This is a genomic window from Magnetospirillum sp. (assembly GCA_027532905.1).
In the GTDB taxonomy this organism is placed as follows: Bacteria; Pseudomonadota; Alphaproteobacteria; order CACIAM-22H2; family CACIAM-22H2; genus Tagaea.
The window spans coordinates 498,764-519,694 of the sequence record JAPZUA010000004.1 but is presented as its reverse complement, the minus strand read 5'-3'; the positions used below and the strand labels follow the sequence as shown (position 1 = coordinate 519,694).

The window sequence follows — 20,931 nt, the reverse complement described above, 5'->3', positions numbered from 1 at the left end:
TGATGCGCCTAACTTGGCGTCTTAAAGCGACAAATCGCAAAAACAGGGAGTCGTCGATGACCAAACTGACCCGCCGTCAATTTGCCGGGACCGCCGCAGGTGCGCTTGCCGCCGCCGCGATCGTTCGCCCTGCCGCCGCCCAGGCCAAGTGGAAATGGGATCTGCCCGCCGGTTACCCGGCCACCAATTTCCACTCGGTCAATCTGATCCAGTTCGCCAAAGACGTGAAGGACGCGTCGGGCGGCAAGCTTGAAATCACCGTCCATGCGGGCGCTTCGCTGTTCCGCGTGCCGGAAATCCTGCGCGCCGTGCAGACGCAGCAAGCCCAGATGGGCGAATTGCTGCAGGTCGTGCTCGAAAACGACGACGCGATGTTCGGGGCCGACAACATCCCGTTTCTTGCGACCTCGTTTGCCGAAGCGCGCCGCCTGGCCGCTGTCCAGAAGCCGTTCGTCGATCGCCGTCTGCAGACGCGCGGCGTGCGCATGCTGTTCGCCGTGCCGTGGCCGCCGCAGGGCTTCTACAGCCCCAAGGCGTTGGCCACGCCCGAAGATCTGCGCGGCCTGTCGTTCCGCTCCTACGGCGCATCGGCCGGGCGCTTTGCCGAACTCGCGGGCATGCGCGTCACGACCGTGCAGGCGGCCGAACTCGTGCAGGCGCTGGCCTCCGGCCGCGTCAACTCGATGATCTCGTCGGGTGCCACGGGCTTCGATTCGAAGATCTGGGAACACATCAAGTTCTTCTACGACGTCCAAGCCTGGCTGCCGAAGAACATGACCATGGTCAACCAGCGCGCCTGGGCCTCGCTCGACGATGCGACGCGCACGGCCGTGACCAAGGCCGCCGAAGTCGCGGAAGCGCGCGGCTGGGCCGAGTCCGAGCGTCTGGCCAATTTCTTCCTCGAAGAGTTCAAGAAAAACGGCATGACGGTCGAAGCGCCGTCGCCGTCCTTGAAGGCCGGTTTCCAGCGTTGGGGCGAGGAGTTGACCAAGGATTGGCTCGCCCGCGCCGGTGCGGACGGTGCCGCCCTCGTGGCCGCCTACAAGGCCAGCGCCTAAGGGTTAGGCCCGGATATTGCTAAATCCAGACGACGCGTAACGAGGTCGGCATTGGCCGCGCATGCGGGTAGTGCCGACCTCTTCTTTTTGGGCCCGGCTCGAAGTTCGGCTGGGTGCTTGAGCAGGGGCAATATGCGGCGCTTTCTCGATCTTCTCTACGAAGCCAGCGGCTGGGCAGCCGGCCTGTCGATGATGATGATCCTCGTCGTCACGATGCTGCAGGTGCTGGGCGGTTTCACCGACATCTATGTGCGCGGCACGGATGCCTATGCAGGCTTCGCGATGGCCGGTGCTTCGTTCTTTGCGCTCGCAAGCACGCTTAAGCGTGGCGAGCATATCCGGGTGACGCTGATCATCCAGCGCTTCAAGGGCCAGGCGCGGCGCTGGATCGAAATCTGGTGCCTCGGCGCTTCGATTTTCCTGACCGGCTTCTTCGCCTGGTATGCGTGGGACATGGTCTATTGGTCGTACGAGTTCGACTCGCGCTCGGACGCGATGGACGCCTCGCCCCTGTGGATCCCGCAATCGATGATGGCGCTCGGGGTCACGATTCTGCTGATCGCCTTCGTCGACGAGCTTGTGCAGGTTCTGCAGGGCCGCGACCCGTCCGAGAGCGATCTCTCGGCCGAAATGCAGCACACAGAGTAACGCTCATTGAAGGCGGGGGAACGACGCGATGCTTAGTTTGGAAATTGCCGGTCTTTTGATCATTTTCATGTTCGTGGTCCTGGGCTCTGGCGTGTGGATCGGCCTTGCCCTGCTGGGTACGGGCTGGATGGCGATGGAGCTGTTCACGAGCCGCCCGGTGGGCCCCGCGATGGTCACGACCATCTGGGGCGCATCTTCCTCATGGACGCTTACCGCCCTGCCGATGTTCATCTGGATGGGCGAAATCCTGTTCCGCACGCGGTTGTCGCAGGATCTGTTTCGCGGGCTTGCCCCGTGGATGCAGTCGCTGCCCGGTCGCTTGCTGCACACCAACGTGATTGGCTGCACGATCTTTGCGGCGATTTCGGGCTCGTCGGCGGCGACCTGCGCCACAATCGGCAAAATGTCGATCCCGGAATTGCGCAAGCGCGGCTATCCCGAAAGCATGATCGTGGGTTCGCTTGCGGGCTCGGGCACGCTGGGGCTGCTGATCCCGCCGTCTTTGATCATGATCGTCTACGGCGTGCAGACCAATACCTCGATCGCCCAGCTTTTCATTGCGGGCGTAATCCCGGGCTTGGCGCTTGCCGGCATGTTCATGGCGTGGGTCGTCGGCTGGTCGCTGTTCAACGCCGACAAGATTCCGCCCGCCGACATGAAGATGACGTTCTTCGAGAAGATCTATGCCGCGCGCTTTCTGCTGCCGTCGGTGGGCCTGATCGTGATCGTGCTGGGCTCGATCTATGCGGGCTTCGCGACCGCGACCGAGGCTGCGGCCGTCGGCGTGGCGGGGGCGTTGCTCGTGGCCACGTTGCAGGGCGACATGAACCTCAAAGTGTTCAAGGAAAGCCTGATGGGCGCCACGCGCCTGTCCTGCATGATCGCGTTCATTCTAGCAGGCGCTTCGTTCCTTACGCTCGCGATGGGCTTCACGGGCCTGCCGCGCGCGCTCGCCGAATGGATCGACGCGCTCGATCTCGGCCCCGGCATGCTAATTTTGATGCTGACGATTTTCTACGCGATCCTCGGCTGCTTCCTCGACGGCATTTCGATGGTCGTGCTCACCATGGCGGTCGTCATGCCCACGATCGAGCGCGCCGGGTTCGATCTCGTGTGGTTCGGTATCTTCATCGTGATCGTCGTCGAAATGGCGCAGATCACCCCGCCCGTTGGCTTCAATCTGTTCGTGCTGCAGGGCATGACCGGGCACCAGATCACCTATATCGGCTGGGTCGCGTTCCCGTTTTTCGTGCTGATGTGCCTTATGGTGACGATGCTGTTCTTTGTCCCGGATATCGCACTCTGGCTACCGCGCAACATGATGTAGCCGCGTGACTCCGACGCCCCTTCGGCGTTAGATAGGGGCGGGCGTTTGTCGGACAAGCGCCCGCACGGGGCGAACGGGTCATGCGCGTTGCCGATCGGCGGACGTTTTTGGCAGGGATGGCGGCAGCGGCCGCAAGCGTCCCCTTGCGTGCCCATGCCCAGGAAACGCGGTTTTTCCGCATCGCGTCGGGCCCCAGCGAATCGACGATGTTCCAGGTCGCGAGCCTGATCGGCCAGACCGTGAGCTCGCCGCCCGGTGCGCGCGACTGCGCGCGCGGCGGTACCTGCGGCGTGCCGGGCATGATTGTCGTGAACCAGACCACGGCCGGTTCGCTTGCCAATATCGATCTCGTCGCGGCGGGCCGCATCGATTCCGCGCTGTGCCAGGCCGATCTTGCTTATTGGGCCTATCACGGTACCGGGCCGTTTGCGCGCCGCGGGGCGGTCAAAAATCTGCGTGCCATCGCCAATCTCTATCCCGAAACGCTGCATCTGATCGTGCGCAAGGCCGCAGGCGTGGCGGAATTGCGCAATCTGCGCGGCAAGGCGGTTTCGCTGGGCGAGCGCGAATCGGGCACGGCTGTGGCCGCGCGCGCGGTGCTGCAGGCAGCGGGGCTCGGCGAGCGCGACGTGCGCGCCCAGTTTCTCACGCCCGCCGAAGCGGTCGAAGCGCTCAGCGAAGCCAAGATCGATGCGTTTTTTGCCACAGCCGGCGTGCCGTCCGCCTTCATCGCCGAACTTGCCGAGGCGCAAGACATCGCCATCCTGCCGCTGCAGAGCCTGGTGGCGCGGCTGCGCGCCACGCAGCCTTTTCTGACCGAGGCGACGATCCCAGCCGGCAGCTATCGCGGCGTGGGCGACATCGCGTCGCTGTCGGTGGGCATATTGTGGATCACGTCCGAAGCGGCCGACGACGGCACGGTGCACGGGCTCACGCGCGCTTTGTGGCACGCCAACAACCGCCGCATCCTGGATGCCAACGCCGCCGTCGGGCGGTTTTTGAAGCTCGAAACGGCGGTCGATGGGCTCGGCTTCCCGCTGCATGCGGGGGCTGCCCTCGCCTATTCGGAAAACGGCGTGCTGCGCTAGATTTCCCTAGATCTCGTCGCCGTCTTCGGCAGCGTCGGCCGGCAGGCCTTCGGCCTTGCGCAGTTCGGCCAAAACGCTTTGCCAATGGCGCACACCGGCGAGCTGGCCGCGCGTGCGCGCAAGGTCGAGATTGTGCGCGGCAAAGGGCCGCGCGCGCTTGCCCAAGCGCCCGGCGACGAGGCCTGCCGCAACCGGTGCGGGGAGCCAGCGCGCATCCCAGGCGAACGGGTCGAAATCGGCGGCGGGTGCCCGCACGGGGGCACCCCGCGCGCGCAGCTGCAGGATCAGATATTCGAGCGGGATGGGCAGGCGGTCCGCACTCGTCCCCTCGAGCATCACGCCCGCCTGGGCTTGCGCCGACAGGCCCACGCGCAGCAGGCCCGCGAGGCCCGCAAAGCGACGGCGATTGGCATCCGGCGTGAGGCGCGCATAGAGCCCCAGCACGCCGGCGGCGTTGGGTACGGCTTCGAGCGATTCGATTTCGGTCCATTCGAGCGGCGGCAAACCTGCCGCGGCATCGTGGATGCCGGCCCGGTCGATCGTCACATGCGCGCGCGCGCCGTAGTGGCGGCGCCAATAGCGCGCGGCAAAACCCGCCACGACGGCGCCGAACACGAGGCTCGCAACCGCCCCCAAAGCGCCCGCCGCCGCAATCGCCGAACCGGTTGTGGCGATCAAGGTTGCGACCACGATCGCGAGCCACACGAGGTCGCTCAGCCCTTGCCCGCTGCTCGGCACGCGCAGAATGAGCCCGTCATGCGGCAGGCCGAATTGCAGCGGCGGCGGCGTTCCGGTCTCGGGGCGCGATGCGGTTTCGAGCGTCATGGCCGTTTCTGGTCCCTCCGATCCAACATCCTATACCCAATCCGCGCGCGCGTGTAGGTGCGGCTGCGCGCTAGATGTCCGGGTCTTCGTAGCGCGCCACCACCCACGATTCGGCCTCGGCCGCCGCGATCCATTCGCGCATAAAAGGATGCTGCCACACCGCGTCGGCATAGCTTCGGGAGGCTGCCGACAAGTCGGGCGCCCATGTATGGAAGCGCGCCACGACAGGCGCATACATCGCATCCGCAAGGCCGAACTGCGCGCCGAACAAATACGGGCCGCCGGCACCGAAGCGCTGGCGCGTTTCGCTCCAGATATTTTCGATGCGCGCGATGTCGGCAAGCGCCCCCTCGGTGCGACGTTTGCCCGGAAAACGGCGGCGCACATTCATCCACATGGCTTTGCGCAGCTCGGCGAAACCTGCGTGCATTTCGCTCGCGATGGCGCGTGCATGCGCGCGTGCGATCGGATCGGCGGGATAGAATGCGGCCGGGTTGCGCTCGGCCAGATGCTCGCCGATCGCCAGCGACTCCCAAATCGTCGCCCCGTCCATGAGCAGGCACGGCACTTTGCCGGACGGGCTGCGCTTGGCAACCCACGCTTTCCAATCGTCGGCCCCCATGTCGTGGATCGCTTCCGCAAAATCGAGGCTGGCGATTTTGCACATGAGCCATCCGCGCAGCGACCACGAGGAATAGGCCTTGTTGCCGAGGATCAGCGTAGCGTCGGTCATCGTCGATATCCTTTCGTGAAGCCCAAGCTTTCCAGGAGTGCCGCTTTGGGGCAAGCTCGAAAAATCCCGCTAGCAGCCAAAGGAACCGCAATGCCTGCGCGCCTGTCGTTTCGCCCCAAGGCCCTTGCCGACACGATCCGCCTGACCGTTCTTGCCAAGGCCGAATGGCCTAAATACGCCAAGTCGCTGTCGGCCCCGCATCGCCGCTTTGCCGAACAGAACGGCTTTGTTGCTGCAAGCGGCACGCATCTGGCGCTGCCGGGCCCCGACGGGCGCGTCGCGCGCATTGTGGCGGGTGTGGCTGCCGACGATGCGGGCGATGGGTCGGGCGGTTGGATGTGGGGCTATGCGGGCTTGCCGCTGACGCTACCGGCCGGCAGCTACCGGCTCGATCCCGAGCCCGCGACGCAAGCGGCGGCCACACGCATCGCGATGGCCTGGGGGATCGGCAGCTACGTGTTTGACCGCTACAAAAAAGCGCCGCGCAGCCCCGCCAGCTTGGTGTGGCCTGCGCTTGCCGACCGCAGGGCGGTGCAAAGCTTCGTGCGCGCCGACGGGTTTGCGCGCGACCTCATCAACACGCCGGCCGAAGAGATGGGGCCGGACGATCTGGCGCAAGCGGCCCTTGCGATGGCCGAAGAGCTCGGCATGACCGCAAGCGTGGTCGAGGGCGAAGCCTTGCGTGCACAAGGCTACAACCTCATCCATGCGGTCGGGCGTGCGGCATCGCGCGCACCGAGGCTGATCGAGCTTGGCTGGGGCGATCCGTCGCATCCGCGCGTGGCGCTGGTCGGCAAGGGCGTGTGCTTCGACACAGGCGGCCTCGGCATCAAGCCCGACGCCGGCATGAAGCTCATGAAAAAAGATATGGGCGGGGCCGCCCATGTGCTGGCCCTCGCCCGCCTCGTGGTCGAAGCCAAGCTCAAGCTGCGCCTGCAGGTGCTGGTGCCGGCGGTCGAGAACAGCATCTCGGGCAATGCCGTGCGCCCGCTCGACATCATCCGCTCGAAGGCCGGCAAGACGGTCGAAATCGGCCATACGGACGCCGAAGGCCGCTTGATCCTTGCCGACGCGTTCGCGCGCGCGGGCGAGGAAAAGCCGGAACTGATGCTCGATTTTGCCACCCTCACGGGGGCGGCGCGCGTGGCGCTGGGCCCCGATCTGCCGGCCTTGTTCGCCAACGACGACGCGCTGTGCGGCGCCTTGCTGGCGGCCGGCATTGCCAACGACGATCCGGCCTGGCGCATGCCGCTGTGGAAACCCTATCGCAGCCGCATCGACAGCAAAATCGCCGACATGAACAACGTCTCGGACGGCCCGTTCGGCGGGGCGATCATCGCGGCGTTGTTCCTGCAGGATTTCGTGCCGCGCGGTGCCGCGTGGGCGCATTTCGACGTTGTGGCCTGGACCCCGTGGCCGCGCGCCGGAAGGCCCGAAGGGGCGATGATGCAGGGCCTGCGCGCCGCCTTCGCCGTGCTCAAGGAGCGCTACGCGCCGTAAGGCGCGCCCGTACGCCTTCAGCGCGTGAGGCTCCATTCGGAGTCTTGCGGGAAGTGGCGGGCGACGAAGCGGTAGGTGATGCGCACGAGCTTGTCGACGCGGCCGTCGCGCTCGAGCGGCACGTTGTCCCAGGCCACGATGATGTCGTCCCACAGCATGAAGCGCAGATGCAGTTCGTCGCGCTTGTTGCGGATGTAGCTGATCGTCTCGCGCAGGCGCTTCAGCGCGTTGAACACTTCGCCCGTGTTGGCGTCGACCTGCAGGAAAATGCCGGAAATGTCCTCGACCGGCTTCTTCATCAGGATGCGGCAGCGGCCGATTTCGTCCTGCACGCCGCGTTCGCGCTTGTAGGCGGCGAACAGCACGTTGAAGCCGTTGGCGATCTTCTGGATCTTGCCGAAGCGTTCGCGCAGCGCTTCGATGTACGAAGTCTCGCGCGCGAGCTGCTCGATCATCTCGACGATCTGGTTCTTGTTGGCGCGCCCCAAGCCCAGACGTTCGGCCAGCAGTTCGAACGCTTCCTGGACCTTCTTTTTGGTCTCGGGATTGTTGGCCAAACCTTCGAGCTCGTGCGAGTCGCCGACTTCGATGGGCTTGCCCGACATCCAGCTGATGATCTGCAGCGAGATGCGCGCATTGGCGCGCGCGATATGGTGCGGCTCGACGCGCCACGAGGCCGTGCCGTCGAGAATTTCGGCCGGGATCGAATCGCCGGGCACGATGCGCTTCACGAACTTCATCGATTTCTCGACGACTTCGAGGAGGGCGGCGTCTTCGCTGTCTTTGGGGATCTGGAACTGGATCTTGACCGCGTCCATCGGCAAGGCGGCCATGATGTCGCCCAGCGGCACATGCAAGCAGACCGAATCGCCGTCCTTGCCGAAGCCGAAATACGCCCCCTTCACCTGAAAGACCGCGTGGTCGAAGCTGAATGTCTTCGACTTGTCGGCCTTTTTGGGTGGGGGAAGTTCGGCTGGAACTTCGGCTTTGACGGCTGCTGGTTCGGTCATGGCGCCTGGGAACGGGGTCGATGCGACCCCTGCATATAGCCTTGAAACGCCGATACTACAATGGTGTCGATAAGAAGGGGTTCAGTACCCGTTCGCGCGGTCCACGACGTTGGCCAATGGCTTACCCGCCAGACAATTGCGGATATTTGCCACCACCTGGGGGGCGGCCGTACGCGGGTCGGTGAGGCTCGCGATATGGGGGGTCAGCGTGATCTTGGGATGGCGCCAGAACGGGTGGTCGCCGGGCAGCGGTTCGGGGTCGGTCACGTCGAGCGTCGCGTGCGCCAGATGGCCTGAGTCCAGCGCTGCCAGCAGGTCGGCTGCCACCACATGTTTGCCGCGCGCGATGTTCACGACGAAGGCCCCCGGCGGCAATGCTGCGAAGCACACGGCGTCCAGCAGGCCGCGCGTGGCCTCGGTCAAGGGCAGAACGCAGATCAGAATATCGGTGCGCGCCAAAAAGGGTTTCCAGCCGTCGATGCCAGCAAAGACCGGAAACGGCAGCTCGGTTTTGGCGCGCCTGGACCAGCCGGCCACGTCGAAGCCGAGGCCGGCAATGGCGCGCGCCACTGCCCCGCCGATTTCGCCGACCCCCGCCACGCCCACGCGCCGCTGCGCCGTGGTGGGTGCCGGCAGCGGGTGCCATTGCGCCTGGGCCTGGAAGCCTGCGTATTCGACCATCTGGCGGTGGTAGCGCAGCGTCGCCGCCAGCGCATATTCGACCATGCCCGAGGTCAGCGTCGGATCGACGAGCCGCACGAACGGCACGCCCAAAGGAAATTCGGGATCGCGCAGCAGATGGTCGATGCCGGCACCGAGCGAGGAGACGAGTCGCAAATTGCGATAGCGCTTGAGCGCGCCCGGCGGGTATTGCCAGACGAGGGCGAATTCGATGTCGTCGGGATCGTGCGGGGCGTTCGCATCGACAAGCTCGATCTCGGGTGCGAGATCGGCCAGCACCGTGTGCCACGCCGCAAATCGGTCGCTGCCGGACATAAACAGGAGCTTCATATGCGTGCCCCTTCGTGGGCGATGACGTCGTGGGCGAAGGCGGCGGCAATGAGGGCGCGGGTATAAGGCATTTGCGGTGCCTCGAAGATGTGCGCGGAAGGTCCGTGTTCGACCACGGCACCGTCCTTCATCACCATGACCTCGTCGGCGAGGGCGCGCACGACTTTGAGATCATGGCTGATGAACAGATAGGCGAGCTTGTGGCGGTCCTGCAATTCGCGCAGCAGATCGACGATCTGCGCCTGCACCGACATGTCGAGGGCCGAAGTCGGCTCGTCGAGCACCAGGAATTTGGGTTTCAGCACGAGGGCGCGCGCGATCGCGATGCGCTGGCGCTGGCCGCCCGAAAACTCGTGCGGAAAGCGATGGCGCGTCGCCGGATCGAGGCGCACTTCTTCAAGGGCCGCGACGACGGCGGCATCGCGCGCGGCGGCGTCGCCAATGCCGTGGATTTTGAGCCCCTCGGCGACGATCTCGGCGACCGACATGCGCGGGCTCAAAGAACCGTAAGGGTCCTGGAACACGATCTGCATTTCGCGGCGCAGCGGGCGCAAGGCATGCGCCGACAGGCTCGCCAGATCCTGGCCGCCGAACACGATGCGGCCCTCCGCACGCGTCAGGCGCAGCAAGGCCAGGCCCAGCGTGGTCTTCCCCGAGCCCGATTCGCCGACCACGCCCAGCGTGTGTCCGGCTTTGAGCGTGAAGCTCACCCCGTCCACGGCTTTGACATGGCCCGTGACGCGCCGCAGGAAGCCCGACTTGATCGGGAACCAGACTTTGACGTTTTCGGCGCGCAGAATCTCTGGCGCGTTGGGATCGCGCGCGCCGGCCTTGCCCTTGGGCTCGGCTGCGAGCAGATGGCGCGTGTATTCGTGCTGCGGCTTGCCGAACACCGTCGCGGTCGGGCCCGTTTCGACGATGCGGCCCCTCTGCATCACGCACACGCGATGGGCGAGTTTGCGCACGATGCCGAGATCGTGCGTGATGAACAGCATCGCCATGCCGAGCTTGGCTTGCAGATCCTTGAGCAGCACGAGAAGCTGGGCTTGGATCGTCACGTCGACGGCCGTGGTGGGTTCGTCGGCGATCAGCAGGTCGGGCTCGTTGGCAAGCGCCATTGCGATCATCACGCGCTGGCGCTGGCCGCCCGACAATTGGTGCGGATAGGCGTCGAGCCGCTTTTCGGCCTGCGCCCCCAAGCCCACGAGCTTGAGGAGTTCGACGATGCGCGCGCGCGCCGGTGCCCCTGTAAGGCCCTTGTGCAGCAGCAGCGCTTCGCCGATCTGTTTTTCGATCGTGTGGAGCGGATTGAGGCTCGTCATCGGCTCCTGGAAAATCATCGAAATGCGGTTGCCGCGCACGGCGCGCAAATCCTGTTCGCTCGCCCCCACAAGCTCGGTTCCGGCAAAGCGCACCGACGAAGGCGACGGATGGCTTGCTGCCGGATACGGCAGCAATTGCAAAATCGAAAGTGCGGTGACCGATTTGCCCGAGCCCGATTCGCCGACGAGGGCCAGCGTCTCCCCGCGCGCGATCTCGAACGACACGCGGTCGACCGCAACGACGGGTGCGCGCTTGCCGGCCCCGAACACAACGCTCAAATCGCGCACGGAAAGCAAAGCTTGTTCGGTCATGTGTCGAGCTCGACGCGGAAGGTTTTGCGCGGGTCGAAGGCGTCGCGCACCGCCTCGCCGATGAATACGAGCAGCGACAACAGGATCGCCAGCGTCAAGAACGCTGTGAGGCCGAGCCACGGCGCGTTGACGTTGGATTTGCCCTGCGCCAGCAGTTCGCCCAGCGACGCCGAACCCGGCGGCAGGCCGAAGCCGAGGAAATCGAGCGAGGTGAGTGCGACGACCGAGCCCGACAGGATGAATGGCATAAATGTAAGCGTGGCCACCATCGCATTGGGGAGCACATGGCGATACATGATCACGGCATCGCCCGCCCCCAATGCGCGGGCCGCACGCACATAGTCGAAATTGCGCGCGCGTAAAAACTCGGCGCGCACCACGCCCACAAGCCCCATCCATTGGAACAGCAGTAGCAAGCTCAAGAGCCACCAAAAATTCGGCTCCACGAACGCAGCCAAGATGATCAGCATGTAAAGCTGCGGCAGCCCGTCCCAGATTTCGATGAAACGCTGGAACGCAAGATCGACCCAGCCGCCGTAATAGCCTTGCACGGCCCCTGCGATCACGCCCACGACCGAAGACAGCACCGTCAGCGTAAGGCCGAACAGCACCGAGATGCGAAAGCCGTAGAGCAGGCGTGCGACCACGTCGCGGCCCTGATCGTCGGTGCCAAGCCAGTTTTCGGCCGAGGGCGGGGCGGGTGCCGGGACCGGCAGATCGAGATTGACCGTGCGGTAGGAGAAGCGGATCGGCGGCCACAGGATCCAGCCTTTGGCCTCGATCAGTTCGACGACAGCCGGGTCGCGATAATCGGCCTCGGTCTCGAATTCGCCGCCGAACGCTGTCTCGGGATAGTTTTTGGCGAACGGCACGAAGAACGCACCGTCGTAGCGCACAAGGATCGGATTGTCGTTGGCGACAAGCTCGCTTGCCAGCGACAGGCCGAACAGTGCCAAGAAAATCCACAGCGACCAGAAGCCGCGCCGATTGGCGCGGAAATTGGCGAGCCGACGCCGATTGAGTTCGCTTAACTTCATACGGGCAAGCTCACGACCGACGCTCGAAATCGATGCGCGGATCGACGGCCGTGTAGGCGACGTCCGACACAATCTTCATCACGAGGCCCAGCAGCGTGAAAAAATAAAGGGTTGCGAACATCAGCGGATAGTCGCGGTTGATCGCGGCCTCGAAGCCGAGCAGGCCGAGCCCGTCGAGCGAGAAGATGATCTCGATCAGCAGCGAGCCCGTGAAGAAGATCGACACGAACGCCGCCGGAAACCCTGCGATCACGATCAGCATCGCGTTGCGGAACACGTGCCCGTAGAGCACGCGGCGCTCGCTCAAACCCTTGGCGCGCGCCGTCACCACGTATTGTTTGCCGATCTCGTCGAGGAACGAGTTTTTGGTGAGCATGGTGAGGCTCGCAAAGCCGCCGATCGTCATCGCGAAAACTGGGAGCGCCATGTGCCACAGATAGTCGAGCACCTGGCGCCACCACGGGAATCCGTCGAACCCGTCGGACACGAGCCCGCGCAGCGGGAACAGGTCGAAAAAACGCCCGCCCGCGAACAGCACGATCAGCAGAACGGCAAACAGAAAGCTCGGGATCGCGTAGCCGACGATGATAACGCCCGACGTCCACACGTCGAAGCGCGAACCGTCTTTGACGGCTTTGCGAATGCCGAGCGGAATCGACACGAAATAGACGATGAGCGTGGTCCACAGCCCCAGCGAGATCGAGACCGGCATTTTCTCGAGTACCAGATCGACGACGGGTCGGTCTTTGAAAAACGAGCGCCCAAAATCGAACGTCGCGTATTTGACGAGCATATTGAGGAAGCGCTCGATCGGCGGCTTGTCGAAGCCGAATTCGCGCTCGAGCTCCTTGAGGAAGGCGGGATCAATACCTTGGGCGCCGCGATAGCGCCCTTCGCCCGAACTTTGTTCGCGCGCCTGCACTTCCCCGCCCGCTCCGCCCGTAATGCGCTGCGTGGGATCGGTCGAAACGCCGCGCAGTTCGGCCAGCACCACGTCGATCGGGCCGCCGGGTGCTGCCTGGATGATCGCGAAATTCACGATCATGATGCCGAGCAACGTCGGCACGATCAGCAGCAGGCGGCGGAACAGGTAGCCGAGCATCAGCGGCCGCGACGCGCGCGCAGATTTGCGTCCTTGGCCGCGTCGAGCCACCAGACGCTGAGATCGAAGCCGCTCTTGGGCGTGCTCGCGGGCATGCCGAACTTGTCCCACGCCGCGACGCGGTCCTTGTCGGTGTACCAGTTGGGGATCACCCAATGGCCCCATTGCAGGGTGCGGTCGAGTGCGCGCGTGCGCTGGATCAGGCTTTCGCGGTCGGGCGCTGCAATCAGCAATTCGACGAGTTCGTCGATCGCCGCATCCTTGATGCCCACGAGATTGCGCGAGCCTTTTTGGTCTGCCTTGGCCGACGTCCAATAGTCGCGCTGTTCGTTGCCGGGCGACTCCGCCTGGCCCCAGCCCGAGACGATCATGTCGAAATCGAAATCGTCGGTGCGGTTCTGGTACTGCGCCACGTCGATATTGCGCAGGCGCGCTTCGATGCCGAGGCGCTTGAGGTTCGCGATGAACGGCCCGATCACGCGCTCGAAGCCGCCTTGGCCCTGATGGATCAGGATTTCGAACTCCATCTGCTTGCCGCTTGCGTCCACGAGGCGCTGGTTGTCGATGCGCCAGCCCGCCTCGCGCAGCAGGCGGGTCGCTTCGCGCAAACCGTCGCGGATATTGCCGCTGCCGTCGGTCTTGGGCGGATTGTACTCGGTCGTGAATATCTCGGGCGGCAGTTTGCTGCGCAGGCGCTCGAGAATGGCGAGTTCCTCGCCCTGCGGCAGGCCGCGCGCGGCAAGTTCGGAATTGTCGAAATAGCTGCGCGTGCGCACATAGGCGTCGAAAAACAGGTTCTTGTTCGACCATTCGAAATCGAACGCGTGGGCGAGCGCTTGGCGCACGCGCCGATCGTCGAACGGTTTGCGCCGCGCATTCATGGCCAGCGCCTGCATGCCGGCCACGCGCGATTCGGCGATTTCGATTTTTCGCAACAGCCCGTCGCGCAAGGCAGGCGTTTCGTAGCCTTGCGCCCATTGGCGCGCGATGTTCTCGAGCTTGAGGTCGAAGGCCCCCGCAAGGAACGCTTCGTGCGCCACGGTCGGGTCGCGGAACCATTCGGTGCGCAGCGTGTCGAAATTGTGCCGGCCGCGATTGAGGCCGAGATCGCGGCCCCAATAGTCGGCGACGCGCCGCAAGGTGACCGTGCGGCCCATCTCGAAGCTTTCGATGCGATAGGGGCCCGAGCCCAGCGGCGGCTCGCCAAGCGGCCGGTCGAAATCTTTGCCCTCCCACCACTTGCGCGACAGGATCGGGATCTGGCCGACGATCAGCGCCAACTCGCGGTTCTCGCCGTTGCGGAAAACGAAGCGCACTTTGCGCGGCCCCGTTTTTTCGGCGCGCACCACGTCGGCATAGTAGGCGCGGTAGAAGGGCCGACCCTTGGCTTTCAGCGTTTCGAAGGTCCAGATCGCGTCTTCCGGCTCGATCGGCGAGCCGTCGTGGAAGCGGGCTTGGGGGTTCAATTCGAACTCGACCCACGAACGGTCGGCCGGTGTTTCGACCGTCATGCAGACGAGGCAGTACATCGTGAAGGGCTCGTCGTCCGAGCTCGCCATCATCGATTCGACGGTGAGGCCGACCGAGCCCGCGGCGAGGCCGCGGATGATCCAGGGATTGAAATTGTCGAAGCTGCCGATCGCGTGCAGGCGCGCCTCGCCGCCTTTGGGCGCATTCGGGTTCACGTACTGGAAATTGGCGAACCCGGCCGGATATTTGATGTCGCCATGCATGGCGATCGCGTGTTTGGGGCCCGTCCCCGGTGCCAGCGTCTGGGCGGCAGCGGGCAGGCCAAGCAGCAGGGCAAAAACAGCAACGGCAGCGGCGCGCATGGGTTTTGTCCAAATCCAGGGGGGTCGGGGACAGACAATAGCCCGATTTTGGCTTCAACCAATGCGAAGAAACAAGGGGGCTTAAGGGCTGCGGGCGGCCAGCGAATCGTCGAGCATTTCAAGGCCGCGGCGCAAAGCGCCCGCTAGGAACTGCACGGGCTCGAAATCGGCGAATTCCACAGTCGTATGATCGAGTATTCCCGGAGTGGCGAGCTGGGCGAGATGGCGGCGCAAGGCGGGCTCGAGCAGGGCGCGTGCGCGCACGCCAGGGCCTGCCACGACGACGTTTTCGGGCTGCAGCAATTGCAGCAGGATCGATACACCCTCGGCGAGCACTTGGGCTGCCCCGTCGAACACGGCGGCCGCGCGCGCATTGCCAGCGGCGGCGAGGGCGACGAGTTCGGCCATCTCGGCTTCGTCGGCCGGGGCGGCCGCAGGTGTGCCGAGGGCGAGGCGCACGTCGCGATAGAGCGCGTAGTCGGCGATCGAGGCCTCGATGCAGCCGCGCGCCCCGCAGCGGCATTGCGGCCCGTGCGCGCCGATGCGGATATGGCCGTATTCGCTGCCGCCCGCGCGCACGCCGCGATAGAGCTTGCCGTCGAACAGCAGGCCGAGCCCCACGCCTTCGCCCAGCAAAATCGCCGCCGTGCGCCCGCGCGCGTAGCGCCGGTCGCGCTGCGCCAAGCTCAGCGCCAAAGCACCCGCGTCGTTTTCGACCGCAACCGGGCACTCCAAATGCGCGCGCAACGACGCCGCGAGGCTCACATCGCGGCAATCGAGCACGGGGCTCCACACCACAACGCCGCGCTCGGCATCGACGAAGCCTTGGAACGCGACGGCGAGCGCATCGATGCGTGGGGCGCGCAACGCCGCCAAAGCGCGGTCGACGAAAGCGGCGAGGGTCGCACACACTTCGTCCGCACTGCGCCCGCGCAAAACAAGATCTTCGATCACGGGGGCGCGCAAGCTGCCTTGTGCATCGGCAAGGGCGAGTTCCGCGCGCGCATAGCCCACGCGAAGGCTCGCAACGGTGCCGGCGTCGGCGGCAAAGTCGAGGCGCACCGACGGCCGGCCGCGGATATTGCGCACGGGCAGGGTTTGGGGCGGGATTTCGTCGTCTGCGACCTCGCGCAGCACGCCGCGCACGGCAAGAGCGGCCGTGGCCGCCGACACCGTCGCCGGGCTCAACCCCAATTGGCGCGCCAAATCGGCGCGCGCGGTCGCCCCGAACTGGCGCAAATGGCTAAGCACCAAGCGTTCGGGCCGCAGACGCGCCAAATTTTCTTCGTAAGCCGAACTAAACTCGACCATTTTCTCCCAATCACGCGTAATTTTTGTAATTTTCTTACGTGTTTCCCCTAGAACACCCAATCTTTTATTCTATGCAAAAAATAAAAATTGACAAGCGGCTTGCGCTGTCGCTGAATGGGGCCAACGCAAGCACCAAGCTTGCAGAACAATCAAAACGGGAGGAACGCGCAATGCAACGCTTCACAATGAACCGTCGTCATTTGCTCGCCGCAGGCATGGTTGCGGCCTCGCTCACGGTTTCGGGCACGGTCTTCGCGCAAGCGCGCGGCCCGGTGATCGGCGTGAGCTGGTCGAACTTCCAGGAAGAACGCTGGAAGACCGACGAGGCGGCCATGAAGACCGCGATCGAGCGTGCGGGCGGCACGTATCTTTCGGCCGATGCGCAATCCTCGCCCGCCAAGCAGCTGACCGACATCGAAAGCCTGATTTCGCGCGGCGCCAAGGCGCTGATCGTGCTGGCGCAAGATGCGCAAGCCGTGCGCCCGGCGGTCGAGAAGGCCGTCAATGAAGGCATTGCCGTCGTCGGCTACGACCGCCTCATCGAAAATCCGAACGTGTTCTACCTCACTTTCGACAATGTCGAAGTCGGCCGCATGATGGCGCGCGAAGTGCTGAAGGCGAAGCCCGAGGGCAACTATGTGTTCATCAAGGGCTCGGGCGCGGATCCCAACGCCAATTTCCTGTTCCAGGGTTCGATGGAGATCCTGAAGCCGCATATCGACTCGGGCAAGATCAAGAATGTCGGCGAAGCCTTCACCGACGGTTGGCTGCCCGCCAACGCCCAGCGCAACATGGAACAGTTCCTCACGCGCAACCAGAACAAGGTCGACGCCGTTGTCGCGGCCAACGACGGTACGGGCGGCGGTGCGATCGCAGCTCTGGCCGCACAAGGTCTCGCAGGCTCGGTGCCTGTGTCGGGCCAGGATGCGGACCGTGCGGCGCTCAACCGCGTGGCCCTCGGCACGCAGACGGTGACGATCTGGAAGGATGCGCGCGAGCTTGGCCGCACGGCGGCCGAAATCGCGGTGCAATTGGCCAGCGGCAAGAAACTCGCCGAAATCCCGGGTTCGATGGTTTGGAACCAGGGGCCCAACAAGGCCAACATGCATTCGATCTTCCTGCGCCCCGTGCCGGTGACGGCCGCCAATCTCGGCGTCGTGATCGATGCGGGTTGGGCCACCAAGGCGGCCGTTTGCCAAGGCGTCCCTGCTGGTCGCGTCGCGGCCTGCAACTGAGCCTCTAAGTCCGACCTCTCCCGCATGACCCGCCAGCTGCGCGCACTTGAAATCGATCCGCGGCTGGTGGGCATGTTGGGCGCACTCGCCGCCATCTGGATCGGCTTCGATCTTCTGTCGGGCGGCGCCTTCCTCACGCCGCGCAATCTCTGGAACCTGTCGGTGCAGACCGCCTCCATCGCGGTCATGGCGTGCGGCATGGTTCTGATCATCGTCACGCGCAATATCGATCTCTCCGTCGGCGCCATTCTCGGTTTTGTCGGCATGCTCGTGGGCGTGCTGCAAGCGCGCCTGCTGCCCGAGCTCCTCGGGCTCGAACATCCGGCCACCTGGCTCATTGCGGTCGCGGCGGCGATCGTCGCGGGTGGGGCGATCGGGTTGCTCCAGGGTTCGCTCATCGCCTATCTCGGCATTCCCTCTTTCATCGTCACGCTGGGCGGCCTGCTCGTGTGGCGCGGGGCCGCTTGGTGGGTCACGCAAGGCCAGACGGTCGCCCCCATGGACGGCGCGTTCCGCAAACTCGGCGGCGGCATCGAGGGGGCGATCGGCGCGCCGCTTTCGTGGGCGATCGCGGCCGTGGGCTGTGCGGCGATTCTCGCCGCTTTGTGGTTTGCGCGCCAACGCAAGCTGCGTTTCGGTTTTGCGGTGCGTCCCGCCTGGGCCGAGGCGACGGTCGCACTTCTGTCGTGCGGCGCTGTCGTCGGGGCGGTAGCCGTCGCCAACGCCTATTACCTGCCGCCGCGCGTGGCCGAGCGTCTGGCGCAAGCGCAGGGCCTCGCAATCCCAGAAGGCGGGCTCTTCATTGGCCACGGACTCGCGGTCCCGGTTCTTGTGGCGCTCGGCGTGGGCCTTGCGATGACCGTGCTTGCGATGCGCACGCGCTTCGGGCGCTACGTATTCGCGATCGGCGGCAATCCGGAAGCGGCCGAATTGTCGGGCGTGAACACGCGTCGCACGCTTATGAAAGTCTTCGGCCTTATGGGCGTTTTGTGCGGCGTTGCCGCGTGCATCTCGACAGCCCGCCTCAATGCCGCAACCAACGCCGCCGGCACGCTCGACGAGCTTTACGTGATTGCAGCCGCCGTGATCGGCGGTACGTCGCTCGCAGGTGGGCTCGGAACGATCGCAGGCGCCATGCTGGGTGCGCTTGTGATGCAGTCGCTGCAGTCGGGCATGGTGCTGCTCGGCGTGGATGCCCCGATGCAGAACATCGTCGTCGGCCTCGTGCTCGTCTTTGCCGTGTGGGTCGATACGGTTTATCGCCGGGGGATTCGATGAGCGTACCGCTCGTGGAGATGCGCGACATCTCGATTGCTTTCGGCGGCATCAAGGCCGTCGATAGCGTGTCGGTCGATTTGCATGCAGGCGAGGTCGTGGCCTTGCTCGGCCATAATGGGGCGGGCAAATCGACGCTGATCAAAATTCTGTCGGGCGCTTATCCGGCGGACGCGGGCGAAATCCATGTACGCGGGCAACCCGCACGCATCGCGAGCCCGCGCGATGCCAAAAGCTACGGTATCGAGACGATCTACCAGACGCTGGCGCTGGCCGACAATGTCGATGCCGCCGCCAATGTGTTCCTCGGCCGCGAGATCGTCACGCGCTGGGGCACCCTCGACGATGCGGCGATGGAATCGCAGACGCGCCAAGTGATGGCGCGCCTCAACCCGCACTTCCGCCGCTTCAAAGAGCCCGTGCGCGCTTTGTCGGGCGGCCAGCGCCAGTCGGTCGCCATCGCGCGCGCGATCTATTTCGACGCCAAGATCCTGATCATGGACGAGCCGACGGCGGCTTTGGGTCCGGCCGAAACCAAACAGGTTGGCGAGCTCGTGCTCGAACTGAAGCGCCAGGGTATAGGTATCTTCCTTATCAGCCACGACATCCATGACGTGTTCGATCTCGCCGACCGGGTCAGCGTCATGAAAAACGGCCGCTTGGTCGGTACTGCACGCGTCGAACACGTCACGAAGGACGAGGTTTTGGGTATGATTATTCTGGGCAAATGCCCGCCGGGGGCGATCCCCGGTCCGGGTGCAAGTGCCGACGCATGAGCGCGCACTATTCCGATTTGGCGGGCAAACATGTGTTCATCACCGGCGGCGGCTCCGGCATCGGGGCCGATACGGTGCGCGCCTTCGCTGCCCAAAACGCTAAGGTGAGTTTTGTCGATGTGGCGGAAGCGCCGTCGCAGGCGCTTGCGGCAGAGCTTGGCGCCAACGTCGCCTTCGCCAAGTGCGATTTGCGCGACATCGCCGCGTTGAAAGCCGCGATGAAGGATCTGCGCGCGAAATTCGGCCCGATTGCCGTGCTGGTGAACAACGCCGCCAACGACGAGCGCCATAAATTTCTCGACGTGACACCCGACTATTTCGACGACCGCGTCGCCGTCAATCTCAAGCCCGCCTATTTCGCCGCGCAAGACGCGATCCCGGACATGCGGGCGGTCGGCGGCGGGGCCATCGTCAATCTGGGCTCGGTGTCGTGGATGTCGGGCTCGGCCGATTTGAGCGCCTACGCCACGCTCAAATCCGCCGCCTACGGCCTCACGCGCGTGCTCGCGCGCGAATTCGGCGCCGACAATATCCGAGTCAATTGCGTGATCCCGGGCTGGATCATGACGCAGCGCCAGATCGAAAAATGGCTCACACCCGAAGGCGAGCGCGAAATCATGGAGCGCCAGTGCCTGAAGCGAAAGCTTCAGCCGGTCGAGATCGCCAAGACGGTTCTGTTTCTGGCGTCCGATGCCGCATCGGCGATCACGAACCAACAGCTGATCGTGGATGGCGGCTGGGTCTAGCCCGCGAGTGCAGCGATCGCCGCCGCATGCACGTGCGAATCGCCTGCGGCCACTACGCGCCCGTCGCTGGCAAGCGTAAGCTGCTTGCCCTGCCAGTCGGTCATCAAGCCGCCGGCGCCGGCCAAGACGGGAACTACGGCGACATAGTCGTAGATGCCGAGCCCCGCTTCGATGTCGAGATCGGCGTAACCTGAGGCCACGAGGCCGTAGGCGTAGCAATCGCCCCCGTACATCGGCAGCTTCACCTGGGTGCGCACGCGCTCGAAGGCCGGGAAGTTCTCTTTGAACATCAGCGGCGACGAACAATAGAGCGTGGCCTTGTCGAGCGTGGCGCAAGCTCGCGTGCGCACCGGCTTTTGCGTGCCGTCGCGTAAGCGATGCAGGGTCTCGCCGCCGACCGTGCCGGTCCAGCGTTCGCCCACAGCCGCACAATCCATCACGCCCAATTGCGGAACGCCGTCCACGGCCAAGCCCACAAGCGTGCCGAACATTGGCCGCCCACTGATGAAAGACTTGGTGCCGTCGATCGGATCGAGCACCCACACGCGTGCCGCGTCTGTGCGTTCGCGCCCGTATTCTTCGCCGATAATGCCGTCGCGCGGGCGCTCTTTGGCGATGAGGTTGCGCATCGCCTCTTCGGCCGCCCGGTCGGCGACCGTCACGGGCGAAGCGTCCGCTTTGTCGTCGACCGCAACGCCCGTGCGGAAATAGCGCAGCACGATGGCCGCTGCCGCATCGGCGAGGCGCCCGGCAAACGCAATGTCGTCGGCGTCGACGGCCATA

Annotated in this window: 19 protein-coding genes; 9 read left to right on the top strand and 10 right to left on the bottom strand. The window is 64.8% G+C overall.

Features of this window, described 5'->3' with window-relative positions:
* Positions 1-56: 56 nt before the first annotated feature.
* The 4 genes from O9320_16385 to O9320_16370 all read left to right on the top strand — a co-directional run bounded on the left by O9320_16385 (position 57) and on the right by O9320_16370 (position 4,121).
* On the top strand, positions 57-1,058 hold the full coding sequence (locus O9320_16385) for a TRAP transporter substrate-binding protein (GenBank protein ID MCZ8312426.1): 1,002 nt from the start codon (positions 57-59) through the stop codon (positions 1,056-1,058).
* A 132-nt stretch (positions 1,059-1,190) separates the two neighbouring features.
* Positions 1,191-1,706 (top strand): TRAP transporter small permease, encoded by a 516-nt coding sequence (locus O9320_16380; GenBank protein ID MCZ8312425.1) that lies wholly within the window; start codon positions 1,191-1,193, stop codon positions 1,704-1,706.
* 28 nt (positions 1,707-1,734) lie between these two features.
* Complete coding sequence (locus O9320_16375; protein ID MCZ8312424.1) at positions 1,735-3,033, top strand: TRAP transporter large permease subunit; 1,299 nt, start codon at positions 1,735-1,737, stop codon at positions 3,031-3,033.
* 80 nt (positions 3,034-3,113) lie between these two features.
* Complete coding sequence (locus tag O9320_16370; protein MCZ8312423.1) at positions 3,114-4,121, top strand: TAXI family TRAP transporter solute-binding subunit; 1,008 nt, start codon at positions 3,114-3,116, stop codon at positions 4,119-4,121.
* A gap of 6 nt (positions 4,122-4,127) precedes the next feature.
* Here O9320_16370 and O9320_16365 read toward each other — a convergent pair whose 3' ends face one another.
* Positions 4,128-4,946 carry a hypothetical protein gene (locus O9320_16365; GenBank protein MCZ8312422.1) on the bottom strand — a complete coding sequence of 273 codons (819 nt, stop codon included), beginning with the start codon at positions 4,944-4,946 and terminating at the stop codon, positions 4,128-4,130.
* A 70-nt stretch (positions 4,947-5,016) separates the two neighbouring features.
* Positions 5,017-5,679: a glutathione S-transferase gene (locus tag O9320_16360; GenBank protein ID MCZ8312421.1), complete on the bottom strand. Its 663-nt coding sequence runs from the start codon at positions 5,677-5,679 to the stop codon at positions 5,017-5,019.
* Positions 5,680-5,769: 90 nt separating this feature from the next.
* Here O9320_16360 and O9320_16355 point away from each other — a divergent pair, with 90 nt between their 5' ends.
* Entirely contained in the window at positions 5,770-7,179 is a 1,410-nt protein-coding gene (locus O9320_16355) for a leucyl aminopeptidase family protein (GenBank protein ID MCZ8312420.1), read from the top strand.
* A gap of 17 nt (positions 7,180-7,196) precedes the next feature.
* On the opposite strand, the gene O9320_16350 is transcribed toward O9320_16355, so the two are convergent.
* The 7 genes from O9320_16350 to O9320_16320 all read right to left on the bottom strand — a co-directional run bounded on the left by O9320_16350 (position 7,197) and on the right by O9320_16320 (position 16,116).
* Positions 7,197-8,189 (bottom strand): hypothetical protein, encoded by a 993-nt coding sequence (locus O9320_16350; GenBank protein ID MCZ8312419.1) that lies wholly within the window; start codon positions 8,187-8,189, stop codon positions 7,197-7,199.
* An 81-nt stretch (positions 8,190-8,270) separates the two neighbouring features.
* Entirely contained in the window at positions 8,271-9,200 is a 930-nt protein-coding gene (locus tag O9320_16345) for a glyoxylate/hydroxypyruvate reductase A (protein MCZ8312418.1), read from the bottom strand.
* Positions 9,197-10,834, bottom strand: coding sequence for an ABC transporter ATP-binding protein (locus O9320_16340; protein ID MCZ8312417.1), 1,638 nt, complete (start codon positions 10,832-10,834; stop codon positions 9,197-9,199). The genes O9320_16345 and O9320_16340 overlap by 4 nt, the downstream gene beginning before the upstream one ends.
* Positions 10,831-11,871, bottom strand: coding sequence for an ABC transporter permease (locus tag O9320_16335; GenBank protein MCZ8312416.1), 1,041 nt, complete (start codon positions 11,869-11,871; stop codon positions 10,831-10,833). Before O9320_16335 ends, O9320_16340 begins: the two co-directional genes overlap by 4 nt.
* Before the next feature lie 10 nt (positions 11,872-11,881).
* On the bottom strand, positions 11,882-12,973 hold the full coding sequence (locus O9320_16330; protein ID MCZ8312415.1) for a microcin C ABC transporter permease YejB: 1,092 nt from the start codon (positions 12,971-12,973) through the stop codon (positions 11,882-11,884).
* The gene (locus O9320_16325; GenBank protein ID MCZ8312414.1) at positions 12,973-14,805 is read right to left on the bottom strand and encodes an extracellular solute-binding protein; all 1,833 of its coding nucleotides are present in this window, start codon (positions 14,803-14,805) and stop codon (positions 12,973-12,975) included. Before O9320_16325 ends, O9320_16330 begins: the two co-directional genes overlap by 1 nt.
* Positions 14,806-14,886: 81 nt before the next feature.
* Positions 14,887-16,116 (bottom strand): ROK family protein, encoded by a 1,230-nt coding sequence (locus tag O9320_16320; protein ID MCZ8312413.1) that lies wholly within the window; start codon positions 16,114-16,116, stop codon positions 14,887-14,889.
* 170 nt (positions 16,117-16,286) lie between these two features.
* On the opposite strand from O9320_16320, the gene xylF reads away from it, so the two are divergent.
* Genes xylF through O9320_16300 form a run of 4 tightly spaced genes read left to right on the top strand, consistent with a single transcriptional unit; the run spans position 16,287 to position 20,148 of the window.
* Positions 16,287-17,351, top strand: a complete 1,065-nt coding sequence (xylF, locus tag O9320_16315; protein ID MCZ8312412.1) for a D-xylose ABC transporter substrate-binding protein — start codon at positions 16,287-16,289, stop codon at positions 17,349-17,351.
* Between the two features lie 24 nt (positions 17,352-17,375).
* Complete coding sequence (locus O9320_16310) at positions 17,376-18,629, top strand: sugar ABC transporter permease (protein MCZ8312411.1); 1,254 nt, start codon at positions 17,376-17,378, stop codon at positions 18,627-18,629.
* Positions 18,626-19,402, top strand: coding sequence for an ATP-binding cassette domain-containing protein (locus tag O9320_16305; protein MCZ8312410.1), 777 nt, complete (start codon positions 18,626-18,628; stop codon positions 19,400-19,402). Before O9320_16310 ends, O9320_16305 begins: the two co-directional genes overlap by 4 nt.
* Positions 19,399-20,148, top strand: coding sequence for an SDR family NAD(P)-dependent oxidoreductase (locus O9320_16300; GenBank protein MCZ8312409.1), 750 nt, complete (start codon positions 19,399-19,401; stop codon positions 20,146-20,148). Before O9320_16305 ends, O9320_16300 begins: the two co-directional genes overlap by 4 nt.
* On the opposite strand, the gene hisN is transcribed toward O9320_16300, so the two are convergent.
* Entirely contained in the window at positions 20,145-20,930 is a 786-nt protein-coding gene (hisN, locus tag O9320_16295) for a histidinol-phosphatase (GenBank protein ID MCZ8312408.1), read from the bottom strand. The two genes, O9320_16300 and hisN, sit on opposite strands and share 4 nt — an antisense overlap.
* Between the last annotated feature and the right edge of the window lies 1 nt (position 20,931).